The 20,403-nt window shown below is 44.2% G+C and carries 14 protein-coding genes and 2 pseudogenes; 6 read left to right on the top strand and 10 right to left on the bottom strand.

The window, feature by feature from the left end:
• Nucleotides 1-72 precede the first annotated feature (72 nt).
• From JMX03_RS09585 to JMX03_RS09560, 6 genes and pseudogenes are all read right to left on the bottom strand, one after another.
• Nucleotides 73-1,590: a hypothetical protein gene (locus JMX03_RS09585; protein WP_201596417.1), complete on the bottom strand. Its 1,518-nt coding sequence runs from the start codon at nt 1,588-1,590 to the stop codon at nt 73-75.
• A gap of 134 nt (nt 1,591-1,724) precedes the next feature.
• Nucleotides 1,725-2,192 (bottom strand): hypothetical protein, encoded by a 468-nt coding sequence (locus JMX03_RS09580; protein WP_201596415.1) that lies wholly within the window; start codon nt 2,190-2,192, stop codon nt 1,725-1,727.
• A 47-nt stretch (nt 2,193-2,239) separates the two neighbouring features.
• Complete coding sequence (locus JMX03_RS09575) at nt 2,240-2,704, bottom strand: hypothetical protein (protein WP_201574299.1); 465 nt, start codon at nt 2,702-2,704, stop codon at nt 2,240-2,242.
• 244 nt (nt 2,705-2,948) lie between these two features.
• Nucleotides 2,949-4,661: a hypothetical protein gene (locus tag JMX03_RS09570; RefSeq protein WP_201596413.1), complete on the bottom strand. Its 1,713-nt coding sequence runs from the start codon at nt 4,659-4,661 to the stop codon at nt 2,949-2,951.
• Nucleotides 4,661-5,409: pseudogene (locus JMX03_RS09565) on the bottom strand (IS5 family transposase). The gene JMX03_RS09570 and the pseudogene JMX03_RS09565 overlap by 1 nt, the downstream one beginning before the upstream one ends.
• 55 nt (nt 5,410-5,464) lie before the next feature.
• Nucleotides 5,465-5,878, bottom strand: coding sequence for a hypothetical protein (locus JMX03_RS09560; protein WP_201596411.1), 414 nt, complete (start codon nt 5,876-5,878; stop codon nt 5,465-5,467).
• A gap of 669 nt (nt 5,879-6,547) precedes the next feature.
• On the opposite strand from JMX03_RS09560, the pseudogene JMX03_RS09555 reads away from it, so the two are divergent.
• The 4 genes and pseudogenes from JMX03_RS09555 (at nt 6,548) to JMX03_RS09545 (ending at nt 12,401) form a co-directional block, all read left to right on the top strand.
• A pseudogene (locus JMX03_RS09555) lies at nt 6,548-7,296 on the top strand (IS5 family transposase).
• Nucleotides 7,297-7,811: 515 nt separating this feature from the next.
• The gene (gene aceE, locus JMX03_RS09550; protein WP_201596409.1) at nt 7,812-10,631 is read left to right on the top strand and encodes a pyruvate dehydrogenase (acetyl-transferring), homodimeric type; all 2,820 of its coding nucleotides are present in this window, start codon (nt 7,812-7,814) and stop codon (nt 10,629-10,631) included.
• A gap of 41 nt (nt 10,632-10,672) precedes the next feature.
• The gene (locus JMX03_RS15360; RefSeq protein WP_406947716.1) at nt 10,673-10,825 is read left to right on the top strand and encodes a hypothetical protein; all 153 of its coding nucleotides are present in this window, start codon (nt 10,673-10,675) and stop codon (nt 10,823-10,825) included.
• The gene (locus tag JMX03_RS09545) at nt 10,767-12,401 is read left to right on the top strand and encodes a 2-oxo acid dehydrogenase subunit E2 (protein ID WP_406947745.1); all 1,635 of its coding nucleotides are present in this window, start codon (nt 10,767-10,769) and stop codon (nt 12,399-12,401) included. The genes JMX03_RS15360 and JMX03_RS09545 overlap by 59 nt, the downstream gene beginning before the upstream one ends.
• Nucleotides 12,402-12,572: 171 nt before the next feature.
• Here JMX03_RS09545 and JMX03_RS09540 read toward each other — a convergent pair whose 3' ends face one another.
• On the bottom strand, nt 12,573-13,205 hold the full coding sequence (locus tag JMX03_RS09540) for an OmpW/AlkL family protein (RefSeq protein ID WP_201596407.1): 633 nt from the start codon (nt 13,203-13,205) through the stop codon (nt 12,573-12,575).
• A gap of 359 nt (nt 13,206-13,564) precedes the next feature.
• On the opposite strand from JMX03_RS09540, the gene JMX03_RS09535 reads away from it, so the two are divergent.
• Together JMX03_RS09535 and JMX03_RS09530 are read left to right on the top strand one after the other, a co-directional pair.
• Nucleotides 13,565-13,792: a hypothetical protein gene (locus tag JMX03_RS09535; RefSeq protein ID WP_201574304.1), complete on the top strand. Its 228-nt coding sequence runs from the start codon at nt 13,565-13,567 to the stop codon at nt 13,790-13,792.
• Between the two features lie 316 nt (nt 13,793-14,108).
• Nucleotides 14,109-15,089, top strand: coding sequence for an ion transporter (locus tag JMX03_RS09530; RefSeq protein WP_201574305.1), 981 nt, complete (start codon nt 14,109-14,111; stop codon nt 15,087-15,089).
• A gap of 106 nt (nt 15,090-15,195) precedes the next feature.
• Here JMX03_RS09530 and JMX03_RS09525 read toward each other — a convergent pair whose 3' ends face one another.
• From JMX03_RS09525 to JMX03_RS09515, 3 genes are all read right to left on the bottom strand, one after another.
• Complete coding sequence (locus JMX03_RS09525; protein WP_201596405.1) at nt 15,196-15,849, bottom strand: TerD family protein; 654 nt, start codon at nt 15,847-15,849, stop codon at nt 15,196-15,198.
• Between the two features lie 63 nt (nt 15,850-15,912).
• Nucleotides 15,913-16,953, bottom strand: coding sequence for a helix-turn-helix transcriptional regulator (locus JMX03_RS09520; protein ID WP_406947744.1), 1,041 nt, complete (start codon nt 16,951-16,953; stop codon nt 15,913-15,915).
• A gap of 370 nt (nt 16,954-17,323) precedes the next feature.
• Entirely contained in the window at nt 17,324-20,122 is a 2,799-nt protein-coding gene (locus tag JMX03_RS09515; RefSeq protein ID WP_201596401.1) for an ATP-binding protein, read from the bottom strand.
• Between the last annotated feature and the right edge of the window lie 281 nt (nt 20,123-20,403).

The following is a 20,403-nucleotide window of genomic DNA, read 5'->3' as shown; positions in this document are numbered from 1 at the left end:
AGGACAGTTTTTGCGTTATCTAAAACCTTAATCACAGATAACGGTATATAAAAATAAGTAATTTACGCAATATTAAATTGAGCCATCAGCACCAGTAGGATTGATTTGTACAGCAAATACCATTGCTGCATACTCTTGCGGCGCTAAGCTAGTTACCGTACCACTAACAGCAGTAGAGCCAGCTGTTGCTCCATGAGCATTGTCTGCGGGTAGTGTATTTGCATCAGCTACGTCGGCAAGCTTGACAGTATAAGCAGGAGTAGTGGTTGACGTGAGCACTTGCGCTTTGTTATTAAAGCGATCTGTCGTATCCGTTATGACCACATCATCGAAAGTAAATCGTGCATCTACCGCTGAGAATTGATTAAATGCCGTAATCTTATAGACGATACAATCACCAGGTTCAGCGGCGACAACATCCTGTGTAAATGTAAGGGTAGCGCCAGCGGCACAAGCTTTATTTAATGCTTGCTTTTTATCAAGCGTCAGACCTTTCACTTGTGTTTTGTTTTTGACCAGACGCTCACCTGTGGTCGGTACGTCATTTCCGCCCAACACCATAGCTATGGTGATATTTTCCGTGGTACCCAAGACTGCATCGTTAGATTCTACTTGGTAGTTGATCGTAACAGTGGAGCCTGGAGCCATACCAGTCCAAGCTGGCGCGCCGTCTTTCGACACAGCATTGGTCAGGTCATTATCACCATTAATATCCCGTAAGATGGTGTAAGTCGCGTTAGGTGTAGCTGGATTATTATCAGCGTCATATACTAGCTCAACTGAGCCTGTCACTACGGTAACTTTATTATTGGCGTCTGGGGCAATCGTGAATTTGACTTCGCCTGGCTCATCACCTTCTACCTCTTGTCCAGTGTTTTGAATAATAGCCGAATGAGTGACTAAGGTAGTATCTGCGGTATTGGTAGGAATCTCTTTGGTGGTAGGTGTGGTAAGACTAATTGCACGCTGATTGGCAACTAAAGGCGCTGCAGAGTCGCTACCAGTGACTGTACTAACGGTGCCATCTGTGACCTCACTATCATCACCAGCTGGATAAAACTCATCAGTATTTTGCTTAGTATCAGTACTGTCAGTACTATCATACATGACTACGTTTTCACCAAGGTTTAAGGTGACAGAAGCGTGGTTAATCGTTTCTTTAGGATTTGTAAGAGGTTCATCTTTATCTTTTTGCACATCAAAGGTGATGGTTGCTGTTTCACCTGGTGCTAAATTCAATAAAGTAACTCTGATACTGTCGTTTGCAGTACTAGTACCTTTGCCTTCATTACCTGGTACGATAGTGGCATTGTTACTGACACTCAGGTTCGGTTGATCCGCTAAACGTAAGCCTTCTGGTAGACCATTGAAAACAGTAATATTGTTCGCATTCACTGCATAGTCAGCGCTATCATCGTTCTTCACCGTTATAGTGTACGTGACCTTCGAGCTTGAATCATTCAGGTTTAGAGTGCTACCAGCCTTACTGGTAATCTTGAATACGGGTAATTTAGTCTTACTGTTATTAATGTTGATTAATGGTGCTGCATTAGTATCAGCAGTGGTAAAGAAATCACTGGTTGCCGACAAGGTTAAGTTTTGGGAGTTACCACCAACGTTTCCAGTTGTTTTTGCCGCGATAGAAATCTCAACATGCTCATTAGGCTGTAGGATGATGTCAGTATTTTTGAACTCAGTGCCAGTAACGGTAGTTGTGCCTATATCTATACCTTCTGCATTATAGGTAGTGTAGTATAGGTAACATTGGTAGCCTCTAGATCATAAGAGCTTGTTGGATCTTGCCCAAACTCTGTACCTGGAATAGTACCACCCTGAGCCAAGCTCAGCGTATAGGTATCTTCTACGTTACCTGAGTTGGTTAAAGTATGGCTAAAAGTCACTCGGCCTTTGGGAGTCACTTCAACGTCGCGGTTATAATCATCGGCAGCATTATCGTCATCGTTTTTAGCCGTTAAGCTAAAGGCGGCACTTTGAGTGATATTGACGGTTACTGGATTAGATTGAACGGGAGTTTGGGCAACAGTGCCGATTTTATAGGTAGCACTGGCTATGTTTTCGATGGTAGGCGCTGACTCAGCTACGATTTCTGCTGCATTTGCAAGATTGTTAATACCAAAGGCTGCTGCGATGCCGACTGTTAATACTGAGTACTTAAAGGTGCTGGATTTCATCCAGAGATTCTCCTGAGTAAAAAAATAAAAGGCTAAGGTCAAAATTATTAGTTAACGATGGTATTTAATGATACGTCTGCTGATTTGTTCGCAGGAAGTAATTTGATATTCCAGCGAAGTGCTTTGTATTCAGAAAATGGAACCTTGACGAATTTGCCCTCTATTTTGCGCATAAGCGGCATATCAGCATAATTTTTGCCATCGATAGTCGCTTGTGCACTGTTTGGTTTTGCCTCACCGGTAAATATCATACTGGCAGGGATAGGGAGAGTCACAGTAACATCGCTAATAGGTTGGTCAATGACATTGGTATAAGTAGCGCGATACTGTACGGTCTCACCCTTCTGAGCGTTTGATGCTGAGATATATTTAATCTCGCCATCAGCAGTTTTTACAATTTTATTCGCCTGTAGCTCCATCTTTAGCGCATCTTCTGCATAAGATATATTGATTAAACATGCAGATACTGCAGTGGCGATAAGAGCATGGCGTAAAAATTGAAATGATTTCATATCAAATTCCTCAGTTGGGTAGGTTTTACTAGCAATATCCATACCAATTAATATAAATCTATGGCGATGAACAATGTTTTTCTAGTAAAAATTCAACACTAATTTGATTCTTATTTTCACAGAGAAATGATAAATCGTCATTAAATAACTTATAAATGACCTTTAAACGCCTATCAATGGATATAAAGAGAGTTAAAAAGTCGAAGTCTCAGTTATCTAAGAGTAGTGTTGATATAAATTGTATTTAGGGGTTTATGTTTTTAGAACCATATTTGGTGTTGAAGTATAAAGTTGCCTTACTTGGTTCTGTGGAGGATGCGGGCGTTTTTAACAAGTTAAAGCCATCAGAGATAATGATGCCATTTTCACCAATAGGCGCTGATGTATTGGTGCTTCTAAACACTGACGAAGGGTTTCCTAACGGTTTTGGTAAATTGAATACAGACTCAACGGGGCTGCGTTGCAAAGAGTCGCTAATTTTGACTTCGTTCAAGTCAACGTGGCTACGGTTGTAAGCTTCTAACTTATAAGCAATGCAGTTACCTGGCTCGACATTGTTAGCAGGATTACTACTAAAGCCTGTCGTTGGCTGATTGGTATTGGCGATATTAGAATAGTTAAGCGCGCTATCACAGGTATGTACATATTGGGATTTTTTGAGTACCAACGCTGTATTGGCTGCCTTCACTTCACCGAAATCAAGATTGCGTGTGACATTACCTGAGCTGTCCTTTTCGGTTTTATAATCATAGACGTTAGCGACTAGCGCGACTTCTTGGGTATTAATCGTCGTATCTTCACTATATTCCCAAGCACTTGGTTCGGTCTGAACCAGACAAACTCTTGATTTACCAACCAGTGCACTTGGACTGACGCTAAAACTGTATCTACCTATGCTGGCTGCAGCACTTGACACGGTTTGAGGATTGGGTGAAGTCGATACGATATTGCTGCCACTACAGTCAGTCAGCCTAATTTGTAAGCCACTAGCAAAGATACCTGATTCGTTACTATCGAACACACCATTATAGTAGCTGCGGTTACCAGTAAAGGTGGCAGAGATATCCTGTTTGGAGCTGTCGTTAGCCGTGATGCCGCCATTGTCGTTAAAAACGATACCTGCAAACGTATAGCTCAATGGGACAGATGGACTGTTGGTGATGGTACAAGTGATCTCGTCCCCATAAGTCGTATTAGAAAGGGTGAATGAGCGGGTTTGAGCAGCTGCGTTATAAGTCATCGCCGCAGTAGGCATGACTGTCGTACTACCAGTGGTAGCATTGTTGCAAGTATAAGCAGCATTATAATTAGCGATATCGCCGTTGTTTTGGCTGTTGGTGACGCGCTCAGTAATGGTATAGGTCGTACTGGTTGTCAGATCTACCACACCGCTATTATCATTAGTAATAGCTTGTCCTGAGCCACTAGTCACAAAAGTTTTTAGCGGTGTTGTTGCATTGCTTATACTGATTGAGAACTGATCACGGTTGTTATTACTATCATTGACGCGAGCGGCATCTAGCTGCTTTTTGACAACGAGTTTGGGAGGAGCAAGACAGAAATAGAAGTCTGAGTAGCCCACAGCGTGTGGACTATTCCTTTGCGTCAGCTCATTGCTATGTTTTAGATTAAGAAGGGCGTCAGCAATATTATAGCTCCAAGCCGCATCAATAGTACATTCTCCTGTACCACAGTTCTCTCCTTGACGAGCTGTTACGATGTCTCTAGCAGCATTGATAGTATGAAAATTGCTATCAAAAGTTAATTGTCCTTGATTAGCTGAGACGTCAACTTGTTCGATGTATGGTACTCGACCAGAGCTGCCAGTTGAGTCCAAATCTTGTATTTTATAACCGACTTTACTCACTGGGCGATTAATACTGATATCTAAACTGTGGTTGGTTTTGGTAGCAGGGGAGTTATGAACCAAATTCAGCGCTGATCTAGGGCGTGTCATCAATTAAGCCAAACGACACAAGAAACTAAGTGAATGGCACTAAGGAAATGACTGGCTAACTTATCATAGCGAGTGGCAATCGCACGATACTGCTTAATCTTGGCAAAGAAGTTCTCTATTAGGTGCCTCGCTTTATAAAGCTCTTTATCGAAGTCTCTTGGCTGCAGCCGATGACACTTAGATGGTATAACTGCATTACCTTGCACTGCTTTAATCGGTTCAATAACGCGGGCATCAGCATCGTAAGCTTTATCGGCAAGCCACGTTTGGCTAATACTGACATCAAGCAATTCATCTGAGCCACACAGGTCATGAGCTGCCCCACCTGTTAGATAAAAGCCAGTAGGATTGCCTAGCGCATCTGTTCGAGTATGTATTTTAGTCGTCAGTCCACCTTTGCTGCGTCCAATGGCTTGATCCCTTTTTTTCCAGCACTGTGCTGGTGGGCTTTAACAATCGTGGCATCTAGCATGGCATATTCGTCATCGGATTGTTCAGAGAGTTGATTAAAAACCTGCTCCCATACGCCTTTTTTTGACCAGCGACTAAAACGAGTATGAATCACTCTGAAGTCGCCAAAGCGTTCAGGTAGGTCACGCCAAGGTATGCCGGTCTTGTAACGGTACAGAACCGCTTCTACGAACAAGCGGTTATCCTTTGCAGTAACACCAACGTCACTTGGTTTACCAGGTAGAATGTCTTTAATTCTCTCCCATTGGTCATCACGTAGGGCATGTCGTCTTGTCATAGTCATTGAGCTCAAATTCCTAAATACGATCTAAGTATAGCTTATTCTGAAATATCTATGCTAATTGATGACACGCCCTAGTAGCGCCATTGATAGATCCATAAAATGGAGGCGTACCGCCATAGTTGTTATTTAAGTCTAAAAGTAGGGGGAAATTAATTAAAAAGGTCTTATCGCCAGAGGCCTCTACAAACGTAAAAGTTCTGGAAGGGTTGCCATTAGTCCAACTGAGATTCTCAGAGTTCATAGGACTATATGCAGGTGGGTTTGCTCCAATATAGTACATCTTATGGCCAGCTGGGCAGCTGCCTACTGGAGAGGTTGGGGGAGTTGATGGTAAGAATGGATTGGCCAATACATTTTGGCTGCTGATACCCATTCCGATGAACAAAAGAGTGGAGACAGCCAGGCCTAATGTAAGTTGTGTGTCTGTATGTTTTTTAAAGCTAGTATGGCTACTCTCTTGCATCTTTTTTCCTCAAAGCTAAATTTATACCGAGCCTAAAAAGTATGATTGTCCGTGTCAAACTCGCCTAGTCTACTAGATGTAGTACTCAACGCATCTTCTTCTTACTACTCATATTTTAGCAATGGCATTACTTTAATATCATCGTTTTGAATAATTAAAGTGCTTATATCATAGACAGTAACTAAAACATGATTAATGATAAAAGTCACCAAATTTAGGGAGAAGTATGCAAGAAATATGCCATAGACTAAGTGTTGGCGTGAGGAGGAATTCCCTAAGGTGATGTCGATAAAGCAAGCTTAGCGTTAAAAAAGAAAAGAGGTTGCATTTTTTGTCAGTTTTATGACAAAAATAGGCAGGTTATTCAATAGTATAGGATAAATACTAGAGTTTTTTCATAGAAGGTTTACAGGTGGGTAGTAAGGTATTGAATTCTAAGCGTTGATAAAAGCTAGATGTAAATATGGTGCGGGAAACTCATATTTAGAGCTTCCTTAATACACAGCTAAGGAGTCTCTTTTGGCTTTAAAAGGAGTATAGAGAATCCAAAATAAGATTGTCGGTATAGTAGTCATGAAGTAGGAGATATTAGGGCGTGTCATCAATTAGCATAGATATTTCAGAATAAGCTATACTTAGATCGTATTTAGGAATTTGAGCTCAATGACTATGACAAGACGACATGCCCTACGTGATGACCAATGGGAGAGAATTAAAGACATTCTACCTGGTAAACCAAGTGACGTTGGTGTTACTGCAAAGGATAACCGCTTGTTCGTAGAAGCGGTTCTGTACCGTTACAAGACCGGCATACCTTGGCGTGACCTACCTGAACGCTTTGGCGACTTCAGAGTGATTCATACTCGTTTTAGTCGCTGGTCAAAAAAAGGCGTATGGGAGCAGGTTTTTAATCAACTCTCTGAACAATCCGATGACGAATATGCCATGCTAGATGCCACGATTGTTAAAGCCCACCAGCACAGTGCTGGAAAAAAAGGGATCAAGCCATTGGACGCAGCAAAGGTGGACTGACGACTAAAATACATACTCGAACAGATGCGCTAGGCAATCCTACTGGCTTTTATCTAACAGGTGGGGCAGCTCATGACCTGTGTGGCTCAGATGAATTGCTTGATGTCAGTATTAGCCAAACGTGGCTTGCCGATAAAGCTTACGATGCTGATGCCCGCGTTATTGAACCGATTAAAGCAGTGCAAGGTAATGCAGTTATACCATCTAAGTGTCATCGGCTGCAGCCAAGAGACTTCGATAAAGAGCTTTATAAAGCGAGGCACCTAATAGAGAACTTCTTTGCCAAGATTAAGCAGTATCGTGCGATTGCCACTCGCTATGATAAGTTAGCCAGTCATTTCCTTAGTGCCATTCACTTAGTTTCTTGTGTCGTTTGGCTTAATTGATGACACGCCCTAGGTAGTAAGAGTGCTAAAAGCTACCACAAAACTACCAACGGTTAGTTTACTATGATAGAGAGCAAAGGCTTGTGAATCTCAAGAATAATGGTTGACCTATATACGCATAAAATTAATTTTATAACTGTGTCATTTTGAAAAATACTAATCATTATTTATTTAAAAAATACTTGTTATGTCGTCATTTCTTTATAGCCATAAACATTTGCGTCATAAGCGTCTATAATGAAGAGACATCATTACGTAATGGTCAAGTATGCAAACGTGACTGCAGGGTCAAGTTAAGCGTCATTATTCACCAACCCTGTAATCATTTAATTAATAATGAACGTTAGCAATTAATATTGTAGATATATTATCTACAGTAGATTGCCATCGAAACGCGTCAGACAATGGAGTGCTTGAGCGTAGTAAATAAGCTAAAAAGTAAACCGTTATCTCGTCACACTATTTAATAACACCCTGCCAGTTGGTGGGACTGATCGAAATAAAAGGATAAAAAAATGAATTATTATAAGGATGCTGATAGCACCGAAACACAGGAATGGCTAGACGCTTTTGAGTCTGTCATCAAGCATGCCGATAAGGATCGTGCGCAGTTTTTACTAAAAGCACTCTATAACATGGCGGTACAAGAAGACTTGCCATTTAACCGTCTAGATACTGCTTATATCAATACCATCGCGGTCGAAGACGAGCCGATGTATCCAGGGGATTTGGCCATCGAGCGCAAGATTCGCGCTTTGATTCGCTACAATGCGTTGGCGATGGTCATGCGTGCCAACCAAAACGACGATGATCTGGGTGGTCACTTAGCGACATTCGCCTCCAGTGCGACGCTTTATGAGACTGGTTTCAACCATTTTTTCCGTGCGGCAAATGATCACTTCGGTGGTGACATGATCTATTATCAAGGTCACTCAGCGCCAGGTATCTATGCCCGCTCTTATTTAGAAGGGCGCTTGACGGAAGAGCAGTTAGAGAACTTTCGCCGTGAAGTAGGGGGTAAGGGTCTATCGAGCTATCCGCATCCATATTTGATGCCGGACTATTGGCAGTTCCCGACCGTTTCGATGGGTCTGGGTCCTATCATGTCGATCTATCATGCACACGTACATCGCTATATGGAAAACCGCGGTTTGCTCGAACGAGAAGATCGCAAGATTTGGACATTCCTAGGGGATGGTGAGACTGATGAGCCAGAAAGCCTTGGAGCGATTTCTCTCGCTGGTCGTGAGAAGCTGGACAACCTTATCTGGGTGATCAACTGTAACTTACAGCGCCTCGATGGTCCAGTACGGGGTAATGGTAAAATCATCCAAGAGCTAGAGTCGATATTTCGCGGCGCAGGCTGGCGCGTGATCAAAGTAGTCTGGGGCGGTAAGTGGGATACGCTACTGGATAAAGATCATACGGGCGTGCTTCAGTACCGTATGGAAGAGGCGGTCGATGGTGAGTATCAGCTCTATGAGGCGCGTACGCCTGAGTTTACCCGTGAGCATTTCTTTAATAAATACCCAGAGCTCAAAGAGATGGCCGATGAGTTGACTGATTATGATATCTCTCGTCTAAATCGTGGTGGTCATGATCCAATGAAGGTCTATGCTGCTTTCAGTGAGGCCATGAAAACCAAAGGTCAGCCGACTGTTGTTTTGGTCAAAACAGTGAAAGGTTATGGCTTATCTACCCAAGCGCAAGCGGTCAACAAATCGCATCAAATCAAAAAGCTTGATCATGAGTCGTTGATGTACTTCCGCGACCGTTTTGAGTTGCCATTTACGGATGAGCAGCTAGAGACGCTACCTTTCTACCGTCCAGAAGAAGACTCAGCAGAAATGAAGTATCTAAAGGGTCGCCGTGAAGCGTTAGGTGGTCACCTGCCTAACCGCCGTAGTGGTCATATCCCGCTTACCATTCCTGATATATCTATTTTTGATCGGATACTACAAGGCAGTAAAGGTAAAGAGCAATCGACGACCATGGTATTCGTGCGCTTGCTATCGGCCATGCTAAAGAACAAAGACATCCAAGATCGCGTGGTACCGATTGTACCTGATGAAGCGCGTACCTTTGGTCTAGAAGGTATGTTCCGTCAAATCGGTATCTACTCGGCTACGGGGCAAAAGTATACTCCTGAAGATAGCGAAGCCTTGATGGGTTATAAAGAAGCCATCGATGGTCATATGCTAGAAGAAGGCATTAACGAAGCGGGTGCCATGAGTACTTGGATTGCTCTAGCGACCAGTTATTCTGTCAACGCGCTGCCGATGATACCGCTATATATTTACTACTCTATGTTTGGTTTCCAACGTGTGGGCGATTTGGCATGGGCGGCAGGTGACTGTCAGGCTCAGGGCTTCTTGCTAGGCGCGACGGCTGGTCGTACCACTTTGAACGGTGAAGGCTTGCAGCATCAGGATGGTCATTCACAGATTTTATTTGGTGTCGTACCCAACTGTGTTACTTATGATCCTTGCTTTGGTTATGAGCTGGCAGTCATCATGCACGATGGTCTACGCCGCATGTATGGTGAAGGCGAGCGCGTCTATTATTACCTCACCTTGATGAATGAAAACTACGAGCAGCCCGCGATGCCAGAAGGCGTGGAAGAAGGCATCAAGCGCGGTATGTATCTGCTTGAAGATAATAACTCAAGCCAAGTGCAGCTGTTAGGATCAGGCGTTATCTTACGTGAAGTGCAAAAAGCAGCACAGATCCTAAAAGACGAGTTCAATATCAACTCCAACGTCTGGAGTGTGACCAGCTTCAATGAGCTGACCCGTGATGGTATGGCTTGTGATGACTACAACCGTCTGCACCCTATGGAAGAAGAAAAAGTGCCATGGGTGACTGAGCAGCTGGCGCCGCACAAAGGCATCGTGGTTGCAGCGACTGACTATATGCGTAATTACTCAGAGCAAATCCGTGGTTGGCTGCCTGATAACCGTCCGTATACCACGCTTGGTACCGATGGTTATGGTCGCTCTGACTCACGTGAGCAGTTACGTAGTTTCTTCCACGTAGATGCGGCTCACATCGTGGTGGCAACACTGAAGCGCTTAGCAGACGAAGGCGAGGTTGAAATGCGCCTGGTCAAAGATGCTATATCAAGCTTTGGTATTGATGCAGATCAGCCACCAGCATGGCAGCAGCAGCCTCATTACGACCATTTCCCAGATGCTCCAGCTCCAGCCCCTGATAATATCAACCCAAGTCCTGTGCCTGAGTTTGTCGGTGAAGATGATGACGAAATCAGTAGTGAAGGTCGTGCTGAAGACAAAGCCGATGCCCAGTTACTCAATGATGATGATGTCAAAGAATAACAACGATAAGACAAGGCAATCATAAGATAAGGAGAGATACGGTGGAAATTAAAGCCCCCGATTTGGGTGTAGACAGTGCCGAAGTCAGTGAGATTATGGTACAGGTTGGTGATGTCATCGAAAAAAGACGACAACATTATTTTAATAGAGTCAGACAAAGCCTCAGTCGAAGTACCAAGCTCAGCCGCTGGTAAGATAACGAAGATCAATGTAGAAGTTGGTGATCAGGTTAGTGAAGGTACAGTGCTGATTGAGCTCGACAGTGATGCCAGTGCCGATGAAGATCAAGCACCTGCAGCTGAGGAGCCGCCAGCAGCGCAGCAAGACGAGCCACAAGAAACAAAGTCAGAAAACGAACAAGACAAGCAGACAGAGTCTGAGCCGGCGCCATCGAAATCAGCTGATAGCACAAAGGCCGGACAAGCGACAACTCACGCCCTACCAGATCTAGGTGTTGATGAAGCACAGGTGGCTGAAATCATGGTCAGCGTCGGTGATACCATCAGTGTGGATCAATCAATCCTGCTGATCGAATCTGATAAGGCTTCCGTTGAAGTACCCGCCCCAGAAGCGGGCAAGGTTGAAAAAATCTTGGTAGAAGCTGGTGATACGGTCACTAATGGTCAAGATTTTATCGTGATAGTCGGTACTGGTGGCGCTGGGACGGACAGCAGTGCGACAACATCTACTGAGTCGCAGGCACAAGACAGCTCAAGCGCTAGTAAGGAGCAGTCACAAGCAGCAGATGCTAGCAAGCCTAAGCAAAAACAGCCAGACTCGCAGCCTGCAAAAACACAAAGCCAGCCACAAGAGCGCAAGCTGACAGAAGCGCAAGTGAATGAAAAGCTGACTGAGGTTTATGCAGGACCAGCGGTGCGCAAGCTTGCCCGTCAGTTAGGCATAGACATTACTCAAGTCAATGGCTCGGCATTAAACGATCGTATCTTAAAAGAAGACTTGTTTGCCCATGTTAAAGAAAAGCTCAGCACGCAAAAGACAGCCGCAGCTAGTGGTAATGTCGTTAGTTCAGGTCTGCCAAGCTTGCCTGATATGAGTAATGCTGAGATCTGGGGTGAGACTGAGATTCAAGATCTGAGCCGCTTGCAAAAAGTGTCGATACCGCAGCTTAACTACAATACGTATCTGCCACAGGTCACGCAGTTTGATGTGGCAGATATTACGGAGACTGAAAAACTCCGTGGTGAGCTAAAAGGTGGCATGAAAGCAGAAGGTATTGGGTTGACGATTTTGGCGTTCATCATCAAAGCAACGGCTCATGCATTGACGCAGCATCCTCGTTTCAATAGCCATCTCAGCGATGATAATACGCAAATTATCTTGCGTAAGACCGTCAATATGGGTATTGCGGTAGCAACGGATGATGGTTTGATTGTCCCTGTCATTAAAAACGCACAGGACAAAGGCATCAAGCAGATTGCGATTGAAATCGGTGAACTGGCCGCAAAAGCCCGTGATAAAAAGCTGGGTACCAAAGACTTGCAAGGTGCAAGCTTTACCATCTCAAGCCAAGGAAATCTGGGTGGCACAGCCTTTACACCACTGGTAAATTGGCCGCAGGTCGGTATCTTAGGGGCTTCAGAAGCGACGATGCAACCACGCTGGAATGCTGATAAGCAGACCTTTGAGCCGCGTTTGATGCTGCCATTGTCCTTATCTTATGACCACCGTGTCATTAATGGGGCCGATGCTGCCGTATTTACGCGCTATATCGCAAGCTTACTTGCTGATCCACGTCGTATTCTGCTATAGGCTTAATATTTTTATAAATGTGTTGAAAAGATCACTTCGGTGGTCTTTTTTTATGTTTGTATGTTTTTGAATCTAATAAAACGATAGATACTGAAACGTTAGAGACAAAGAAGCCAGCGATTAAGCTGGCTTCTTTTATTCTTTATTCTAAACTTATAGCCATTAGCTATATTAGAACCGTTTTACAAAAGCAACGCCGTATACCCAAGGGCTGATATCGACTTCACCAACATCATTACCATCTACCTTAGCATCTGTTTTGATGTCCATGTAGCGGGCATCAATACGGAAAGACTCTGTCGCATTGAATGGGATGTCTACACCAATATGACCAGCAACACCAAAGCTATCGTCTAGCTCTAGCTTTTCAAAAACATCACTGTAAATTCTTTCTTTAAAGAAAGTGGTGTAGTTGACACCAACGCCGACGAATGGCTTTACATTCATTGGCATGTTGTAGCCATCGAAGTGGTATTGTACAGAAAGCGTTGGTGGTAAATGCTGAGTTTTAGCGTCAGTAGAAACGCCATCAGCGTCTGTTAGGGTAATGTCATGATGAAATGGAATTGCTGCTAGCAATTCGATACCAACGTTATTAGCGATGAAATATTCACCACTGATGGTTGGACGTACATCGCCATCAACATCAACAGCCAATGCGCCATTAGCTAGAGTACCGTTGTCGCTCTTAGGGTCGACATAGTGCGCGCCAGCAGCCACAGACCAAGTACCAGCAGGTACAGCGAAAGCAGTAGTCACAGTAAGTGCAGTAGCAGCGGCTAAAACTAGGGATTGTAGTTTCATCACGAAGTTCCTTAATCTATAAAGGGTTGTCAGTAATTGTCTGATTGGGATTAACATCAGTTACTGATAGGTAACGTTACAGTTAAGCTCTGATCTGTAACCTCTAACCTTCATTATAATACACATTCCTTACTAACGGTAGTGATTTAGATGGAAATGTGCAACATAGTCATTTCAGTTTCGAGGCTTTAGATTTATCATGGTTTGACTTAAACTACGTAAAACGTTAATAAGTGAGTTCGTTTAGTGGTAAATGTTCAGCAGACCCTAATAATAGGTAAAAAAAGACTTCAAGCGAATAAAGTTAAAATAATGCATGAAAATGACAAGTATGATTTTTGATAAAAGGGTGAGGGTCTATGACAGGTTACTGTAGTAATTCACCTGCACGATGTGTTAACGCTCGTACGCTGACCTTAATAAATGAGGCTAATAACTGCTGCCCAGAGTGTGGCTTGTCTCTAGTACCCGCAAATAGCTTAAGCAGTAACGCGCGTATGGAGCTACAGTTTTTGCAATTTGGCCTCGGTATTATGGCGTTTTTGATACTGGCTTTGGTCTATGTTTATTACGACAGTTTTTTATAATCAAAGCTCTAATCTGTATGAGATAGGCTAGATGACTTACCATGAGCGCTGATGAGGTGTTTCGGTTTGGCCTACAAATAGCCGTTTTATGGTTGACTTACCATACAAAATCGTTGTTAATATAGGGCATACCGAACATTCAATTACAGTGACAGAACTGATTTTAAGTACTGCTCTTAAGTTGTGAGCAGATTAAAACAGTATATCTAGTTACTTTAAACGTCCATATACATTCACTTGTCATTGACCTTCACGACCATTTTACGGCTCGCTTGATATTTATCTAATTCGCGGTGTTAAGCCGTATGGGGACGGTATGCTCTTCCAATCTATACGGCGCTTGCGTCACCTTGTCTATAACATCTTACAAAATGATGAGCACGATACACTGGTCAGTCGCTACGTGGATTATTTTCTGATCGCTTTGATTTTGACCAACGTCGCAGCGGTCATTGCAGAGTCGGTCGACACTTGGTATTACCCTTATCAAGAATATTTCACTTTGTTTGAAAACTTCTCCATCGTTATATTCTCTATCGAGTATTTGCTACGTTTGTGGAGTGTGGCGGACGCCAAACCTGATCATACTACATGGCGTCAGCGTTGGGACTGGCTAAGGAGCCCCTCAGCGTTAATTGATCTGGTGGCTATTGTACCGGCATTCCTAAACTTCTTTGTCAGTATCGATCTACGCTTCTTACGTATTTTGCGTCTGTTCCGTATTCTTAAGCTAACGCGCTATTTTGCCTCCATGCGTATTCTCTTGGTCGTTATCAGCAAGGAGAAGGGGTCGTTCCAAGCCGTTATATTTATCTTAATTATTATGATCGTCACAGCATCTAGTGGTATCTATCTGGTGGAGAACCATGCCCAGCCAGAGGAGTTTGAGTCGATACCTAAGGCGATGTGGTGGGCAGTCGTGACGCTGACAACTGTCGGCTATGGTGATGTGACACCGATTACCAATGCAGGCAAGATATTGGGTGCAGTCATTACGATATTGGGTGTGGGCTTGGCAGCACTGCCAGCGGGTATTTTGGCGACAGGTTTGGCAAACGAGCTTGCCCAGCGCCGTGATGAGCTTGAACAGCAGTTTCGTGAGTTCTTAGTAGATGGTGATTTTGATTTGGTACAGAACCAAGTCATGATTGAAAAGATTCGCCGTGAGCTGGGGTTGGATAAAGAGCAAGCGCAAGATATCGTGTTACAAGTGTTGCGTGAGCAAGAGCTGGATCGCCGTGAGAAGGAAGTGCGGCAAAAGAACTTTTGTCCTCATTGCGGGGAGCCGTTAGAGTAAATATAAGCTAAGCTGTCTTGTAAAACGAGCGTTATTAACGTAAAAAGCTGGAAACTTTAGGTCTCCAGCTTTTTTATAGGTAGTTCTGATTAAGATATAGCTCTGATTAAGTGCGAACCGCTTGCGGGACAGGAATTGCGCGTGCTAACTCGTGGGCGACCTCTTGCGCGGCACCTTGTAAGTCATTGGTAGAGAGCGGTAGGTTTTGTAGCGTCAAATGCCAATCATCGACCCCGCGCTGCAAACTGGCAATCCAAGCAGAGTGGCAATCGCGTGGTAGCTGTTTTAAATTCACTGTAAAAGCGCGGTTGCCTTCATCGTCGCTTAAGTGTACTTCACCGGCTTTAACCTTGCCGAGTGGCTGTCCATAGTATGAGCTTGCAAGTAGACCAATCTTGTTAATGTGGGCTGGTATCTTATGCAAATAAAGGCGAATCTGTTCTTGATCCAGCGGCCCATCGTACAATGCCTGCTCACCGCGGTCTTTACCATTTAGGCTATCGCCCTGATGGCGAATGGACTCGGTCTTATCACGCAGCTGCTTAAACCAAACCATGTCGTTTATCGTACAATTGTCATCATAAAGTATGCAGGCTATATCGATATCAATTGCGCTTTGGTTTTTTTTAAAGCGCTTCATCATGCCTTTGGGTTCGGTTTTGGTAAACTCATAGTTTAAGCCAAAAGCTATGGTATCGGTGGTTAGCCCCAGTGCTTTTAGGTTTTCTGACAATGGTGGTAGAGAGGCAGTAGTGGGCATGAAAATCCTTGTTTAATATTAAGTTATTCTTTTAAATATTAGGGTCTGTTGATCATTCAAATATTAGGGCTTATTGTTATCTTCTAGCGTTTTATCCAAGACCACTTGATAAAGTAGCTGCGGCTTGGCGTCTAATAAACCTTTACCAAAACCACGTAGCCACCAGACCAGTTGCGAGGTCAGATTGACTGTTGCGTTCACTGTTAGGGTCTCATCATCGTTGATCGTCACCGTTTGATCGTCACTCAGCTTGCTCTCTGTCAGGCTTTTACCAGCTCGTTTGGTAAAATGTAACTCAATAGCGGTGTTTTTGCCATGATCAGGCAGTTGGCTTAATAGGGGATGAGTAAAGCCCATACTGCCTGCCTCCAAGTAATCATCCAGATGGAAGTTATCAGGTGTCTCAGCTGTGCTTTCGAGTATCTCTACACTTTCAAAGCGGTGCAGGGCAAAAGTGCGGATGATGAAGTCAGGGTCGTCAACACGGGTCGCTAGCAAGTAAATGATAACGCCGCGCTGAATGATCGCGATAGGATTTAACACATATTCGCTGGCTTCTGTTCTATTGCTGCGGGTATAGCAGGCTTTGATTTGCAATTGATAAAAGAGAGCATGATAAATGTTGTCTTTACTGTCCAAGTCAATATGCGGGGCAATCAATGCTTGCGTCGCAGGCTCTATACGCACCCGATCAATCCATGAATGAGTGACTTTGCTGTTTTTTAGTTGACGCCGTGCCAAATCAAACCAAGGAAACAGCTCATCCAAAATAGCAGGCGGTAATAACTGTGTAAGATTGGCCTCGACCATATTGAAGGCGACCGCTTGCGATAAGTTCATATGCGGTAAGCTTTGTAGAGGCGCGTCATCTTTCCAGCGCCAGCCTTGTGGGTTAGCATTGTTTTTTTCGATAGGGAAGCGTTTGGCTAGAGCATTTAGGTCTCTTTGCACCGTGCGTAAGCTGACATCAAATCCTGCCAGTTTGAGCTGTTCATAGATATGGGTGGTTCCTACCCAGCGATTGCGCTGCAGCTGAGACAATACTTGCCATTGACGCGCAGTGGTTGCGGCGCCATGACGACTGGCTGCTGTATCGGCAGCCATATTAGCAGTCTCATCGTCAGAGGGTGCAGACGGTTGATCTGCCTGCGCTTCATGAGCGTTAAGAGTCGAGATGTCAGTTGCGTTAGCGTTTGGCGCAGTCATTGAGAGGTTACCTATATGAAGTTGTCAGTCTCAAAAGAGCTTAAGTCTGTATGCTAAGTTTATCTATTATGGTTGCTGCTTGCATCGTACTTAAGACACAGTACTTAAAATACAGTATTTAAGATAATTCATTTAAGATACCCTATCGCAGATAAATCATCAAAGCCATTTATAAAAGCAAAAAAACTTCAAGCATCGATAAGATTTGGCTTTTATTTTCAAGCCTAGTGTGCAAACTCAGTATCAAAAACCCAGCGTGAAATTTTAACTATTTCTGCTCGATGTCATTATCTGTCATATCATCTTTGCTAACGTCTGTTTCTTTTTTGCGTTGTTGTTTTCTCTCATCTTCTTTTTTCTGGCGTTTGGCATTGCGTTTCTTCTTGGCTTTCTTTTTAGATTTTTTGTCATCGACATCATCATCTGTGCCTTGGTTTTCATCCCATAACAGCAAACGGCGCAAGACTTTGCCAAATAAAGTGTCTTTACGATAACGGCCTTTTTTGTTCATCGTGTCGATGGGTAAACCTGTCATCAATGTGAGTGCGTCACTTAAGGTATGCACGCCATAAATATGAAATTGGCCTGCTGCAACGGCGGCAATGATGTCGTCACGCAACATCAATTGCTTGACATTGGCCATTGGTATGACGACTCCTTGTTGCCCTGTCATGCCTTGCTCGCGGCAAGCATCGAAGAAACCGGCAATCTTAGCGTTAATACCGCCAACGGCTTGTACCTCTCCCAGCTGATTCATAGAGCCAGTAATCGCCAAGGCTTGATTGATAGGAACGTTTGCTAAGGCGGATAACAGCGCACAGCCTTCGCTGACAGTGGCGCTATCGCCGTCGATATGGGCATAGCTTTGCTCGAATGCTAGGGAGGCGCTAAAATTGAGTGCATGATGTTGGCTAAATAATGCCCGCAAGTAGCTGGTCATAATCAGCATGCCTTTGGCGTGTAAGCTGCCGCCCAGATCGACATCACGCTCAATATCTAGGATTTCTCCAGCACCGATATTGGGCTGAATCACAGCGGTGAGACGTGCTGGCATGCCAAACTCGCTATCGGCATAGCTGACGACAGTTAAGGCATTGACTTGTCCGACGGCCTCACCTTGCGTATTAATCAGCTGCTGGCCTGTTTTTAGCTCATCCCAGTACAAGTCGCGCAAGTAGCCTGAGCGCTCAACCATGTCGCTGATGGCTTGGGCAACATGAGAGTCGTCGACGATGTTTTCTCCACTTAGGCGTGCATGGCGATTGGACTCATGCAACAGCTTAATAAGACGATCGCTGTGCAGGCTCAGACGGTCTTGGTCTTCGGCTTGCAAGCTGAGATGCTCAAGCAGTGCTGCTTGTGCGCTACTATCAAAAGGATAAAGCTTGGCATAATCGATGATGTCGGCCATTTTGGCAACCAGCGCCAATTCATGCTCGTTGGTGCGAATCACGTCATCATGAAAGTCAGCACGAACCTTGAATACGGCATCAAACTCTGGCTCTAACTCTAACAGTTCATAATATAAATCTGCTTCTCCGAGCAAAATGACTTTAATATCAAGGTCGATCGGTGCCGGTGCTAACGACAAACTGCCTGTTAAGGTGAGCATCTGCTCAAGGCTAGACAGTTTTATTTTGCGTGATTGTAAGGCACGTTTGAGACCTTGCCAAGCATAAGGGTGCTCGAGTAGGTGACTGGCCTCTAAAATTAAGTAACCCCCATTGGCGCGGTGTAGGGCGCCAGCACGTATCATACTGACATCGGTGGTGACGGTACCTAACTGAGTAATTTGCTCAACATGTCCTAGTAAGTTCAAGTGAGTCGGCAAGTCTTCAAAGATGACTGGTGCGCCATCCTCAGGGTCATGACTCACCATGACATTGACTGCATAGCGGCTAGGAGTGGTCGCCAATACAGCAGTGACAAACTCTTCATCATCGCCATTGACGATATGCGGGGCATGGGTGACCATATCGGCAAATATGGCATCAAGATAAGTAATGACAGGCGGCAGCTTAGAGAACTGCTGACGAATGGGCGCAAATAAAGGCTGTAGCGCGCGGCGTGCAATATTGCGATGTAGGGCTTCTATCGCATCATTGGCCTCATCTTCTAGTTGTTCTAAAGTGATGGTCAGCTGACTAAGACGCTTTTGCATGTGGTTCTTTTGGGTGAAATTACTCAGCTCAGACTCGTAATTGCTGCTAGTGCCGTATTCATTATTGTCATTCTGGTCATCATCATTGAAATCGTCTGCAGTAGTACGCGCCGTTTTTTCTGTCGCTGTCTGGCTTTTATGGCTATGGCTGCTAGATGCCTTTGTGTCATCTGTAAACTGCTCGTTTTCTTCTGCAGACAGTTTACTCGGATGTACAAATATCGCTTTATTGTCATGCGAGCGAAAGGTCAGAGCCAAGTCATACTGTTTACCCTCAGCATTTAGGGCGTCATAAGCGAGGCTTTCTTTTTGATGGGTCTCGTTTTTGATGGCTTCAATTTTGCTTTGATACTGATCACTACGAAAGCGCTGGCTTAAGCGTTTTTTGGCCTGCGTCCATAATTCGTTGACTTGCTGCTGTAATAAATGCGCTTGTCCAGCAGGCAAGGATAGTGCCAATGGGGTGCGTGGGTCGGTAAAGTTATGCACATAAACCCAGTCATCAGGTGTTGGTGCGTCGCCAGCGATTTTATGTAGTAGGCGACTGATAACGGTACGTTTGCCAAGGCCGTTTTCTCCAGCAGCAAACACATGATAGCCACTAGCATTAACATCTAGTGCCGTGTGTAAGGCTTTGAGCGCGCGCTGCTGCCCAAAGCCAATATCTAAGTCTGGAGCTGTGCGTGTGTCGGTCGGTAAGCTATCGGCATCACTATAACGCTTGAGCTGCTCAGCAGTTATCAGGCAGCGCTGATTGACCTCTGCAAATATCGGATGAGGTGATAGGGCATCTTGCTGATCTTTTTCAGCTTGGTTGTTTACTGCTACAGGGTCGTTTTCGGTCACAGTGGTTGCATCGATAGCGTCTGAAGTTTGTGTCATAGGAGCAGTTAGCTGTTCGGTCATAGGCGTAGGTTATTCATTTTTAAAGTAGAAGAGGTTTTAAGGTAAGTATTTTATAAAACAGATGTTTTGTGAATAGGTATGTTGTCATTGTTTATCTTAATCTATCTTAGGGCGTGTCCTCAATTCAAACGAAGGATACCTAAATGGGCTAAAAATGGCTAAATCTTGCCAAACAGCGTTAAATAGCTAGGTAATATCCCGATATTATCTGCGCTATTTTCCTTGTTTGACGGCAATTTATCTCATTTTTATCTCCATTTTTAAAATGAGAACACGCCCTA

The organism is Psychrobacter fulvigenes, assembly GCF_904846155.1.
Lineage (GTDB): Bacteria > Pseudomonadota > Gammaproteobacteria > Pseudomonadales > Moraxellaceae > Psychrobacter > Psychrobacter fulvigenes.
This window is presented reverse-complemented; position numbering and strand designations above follow the sequence as displayed.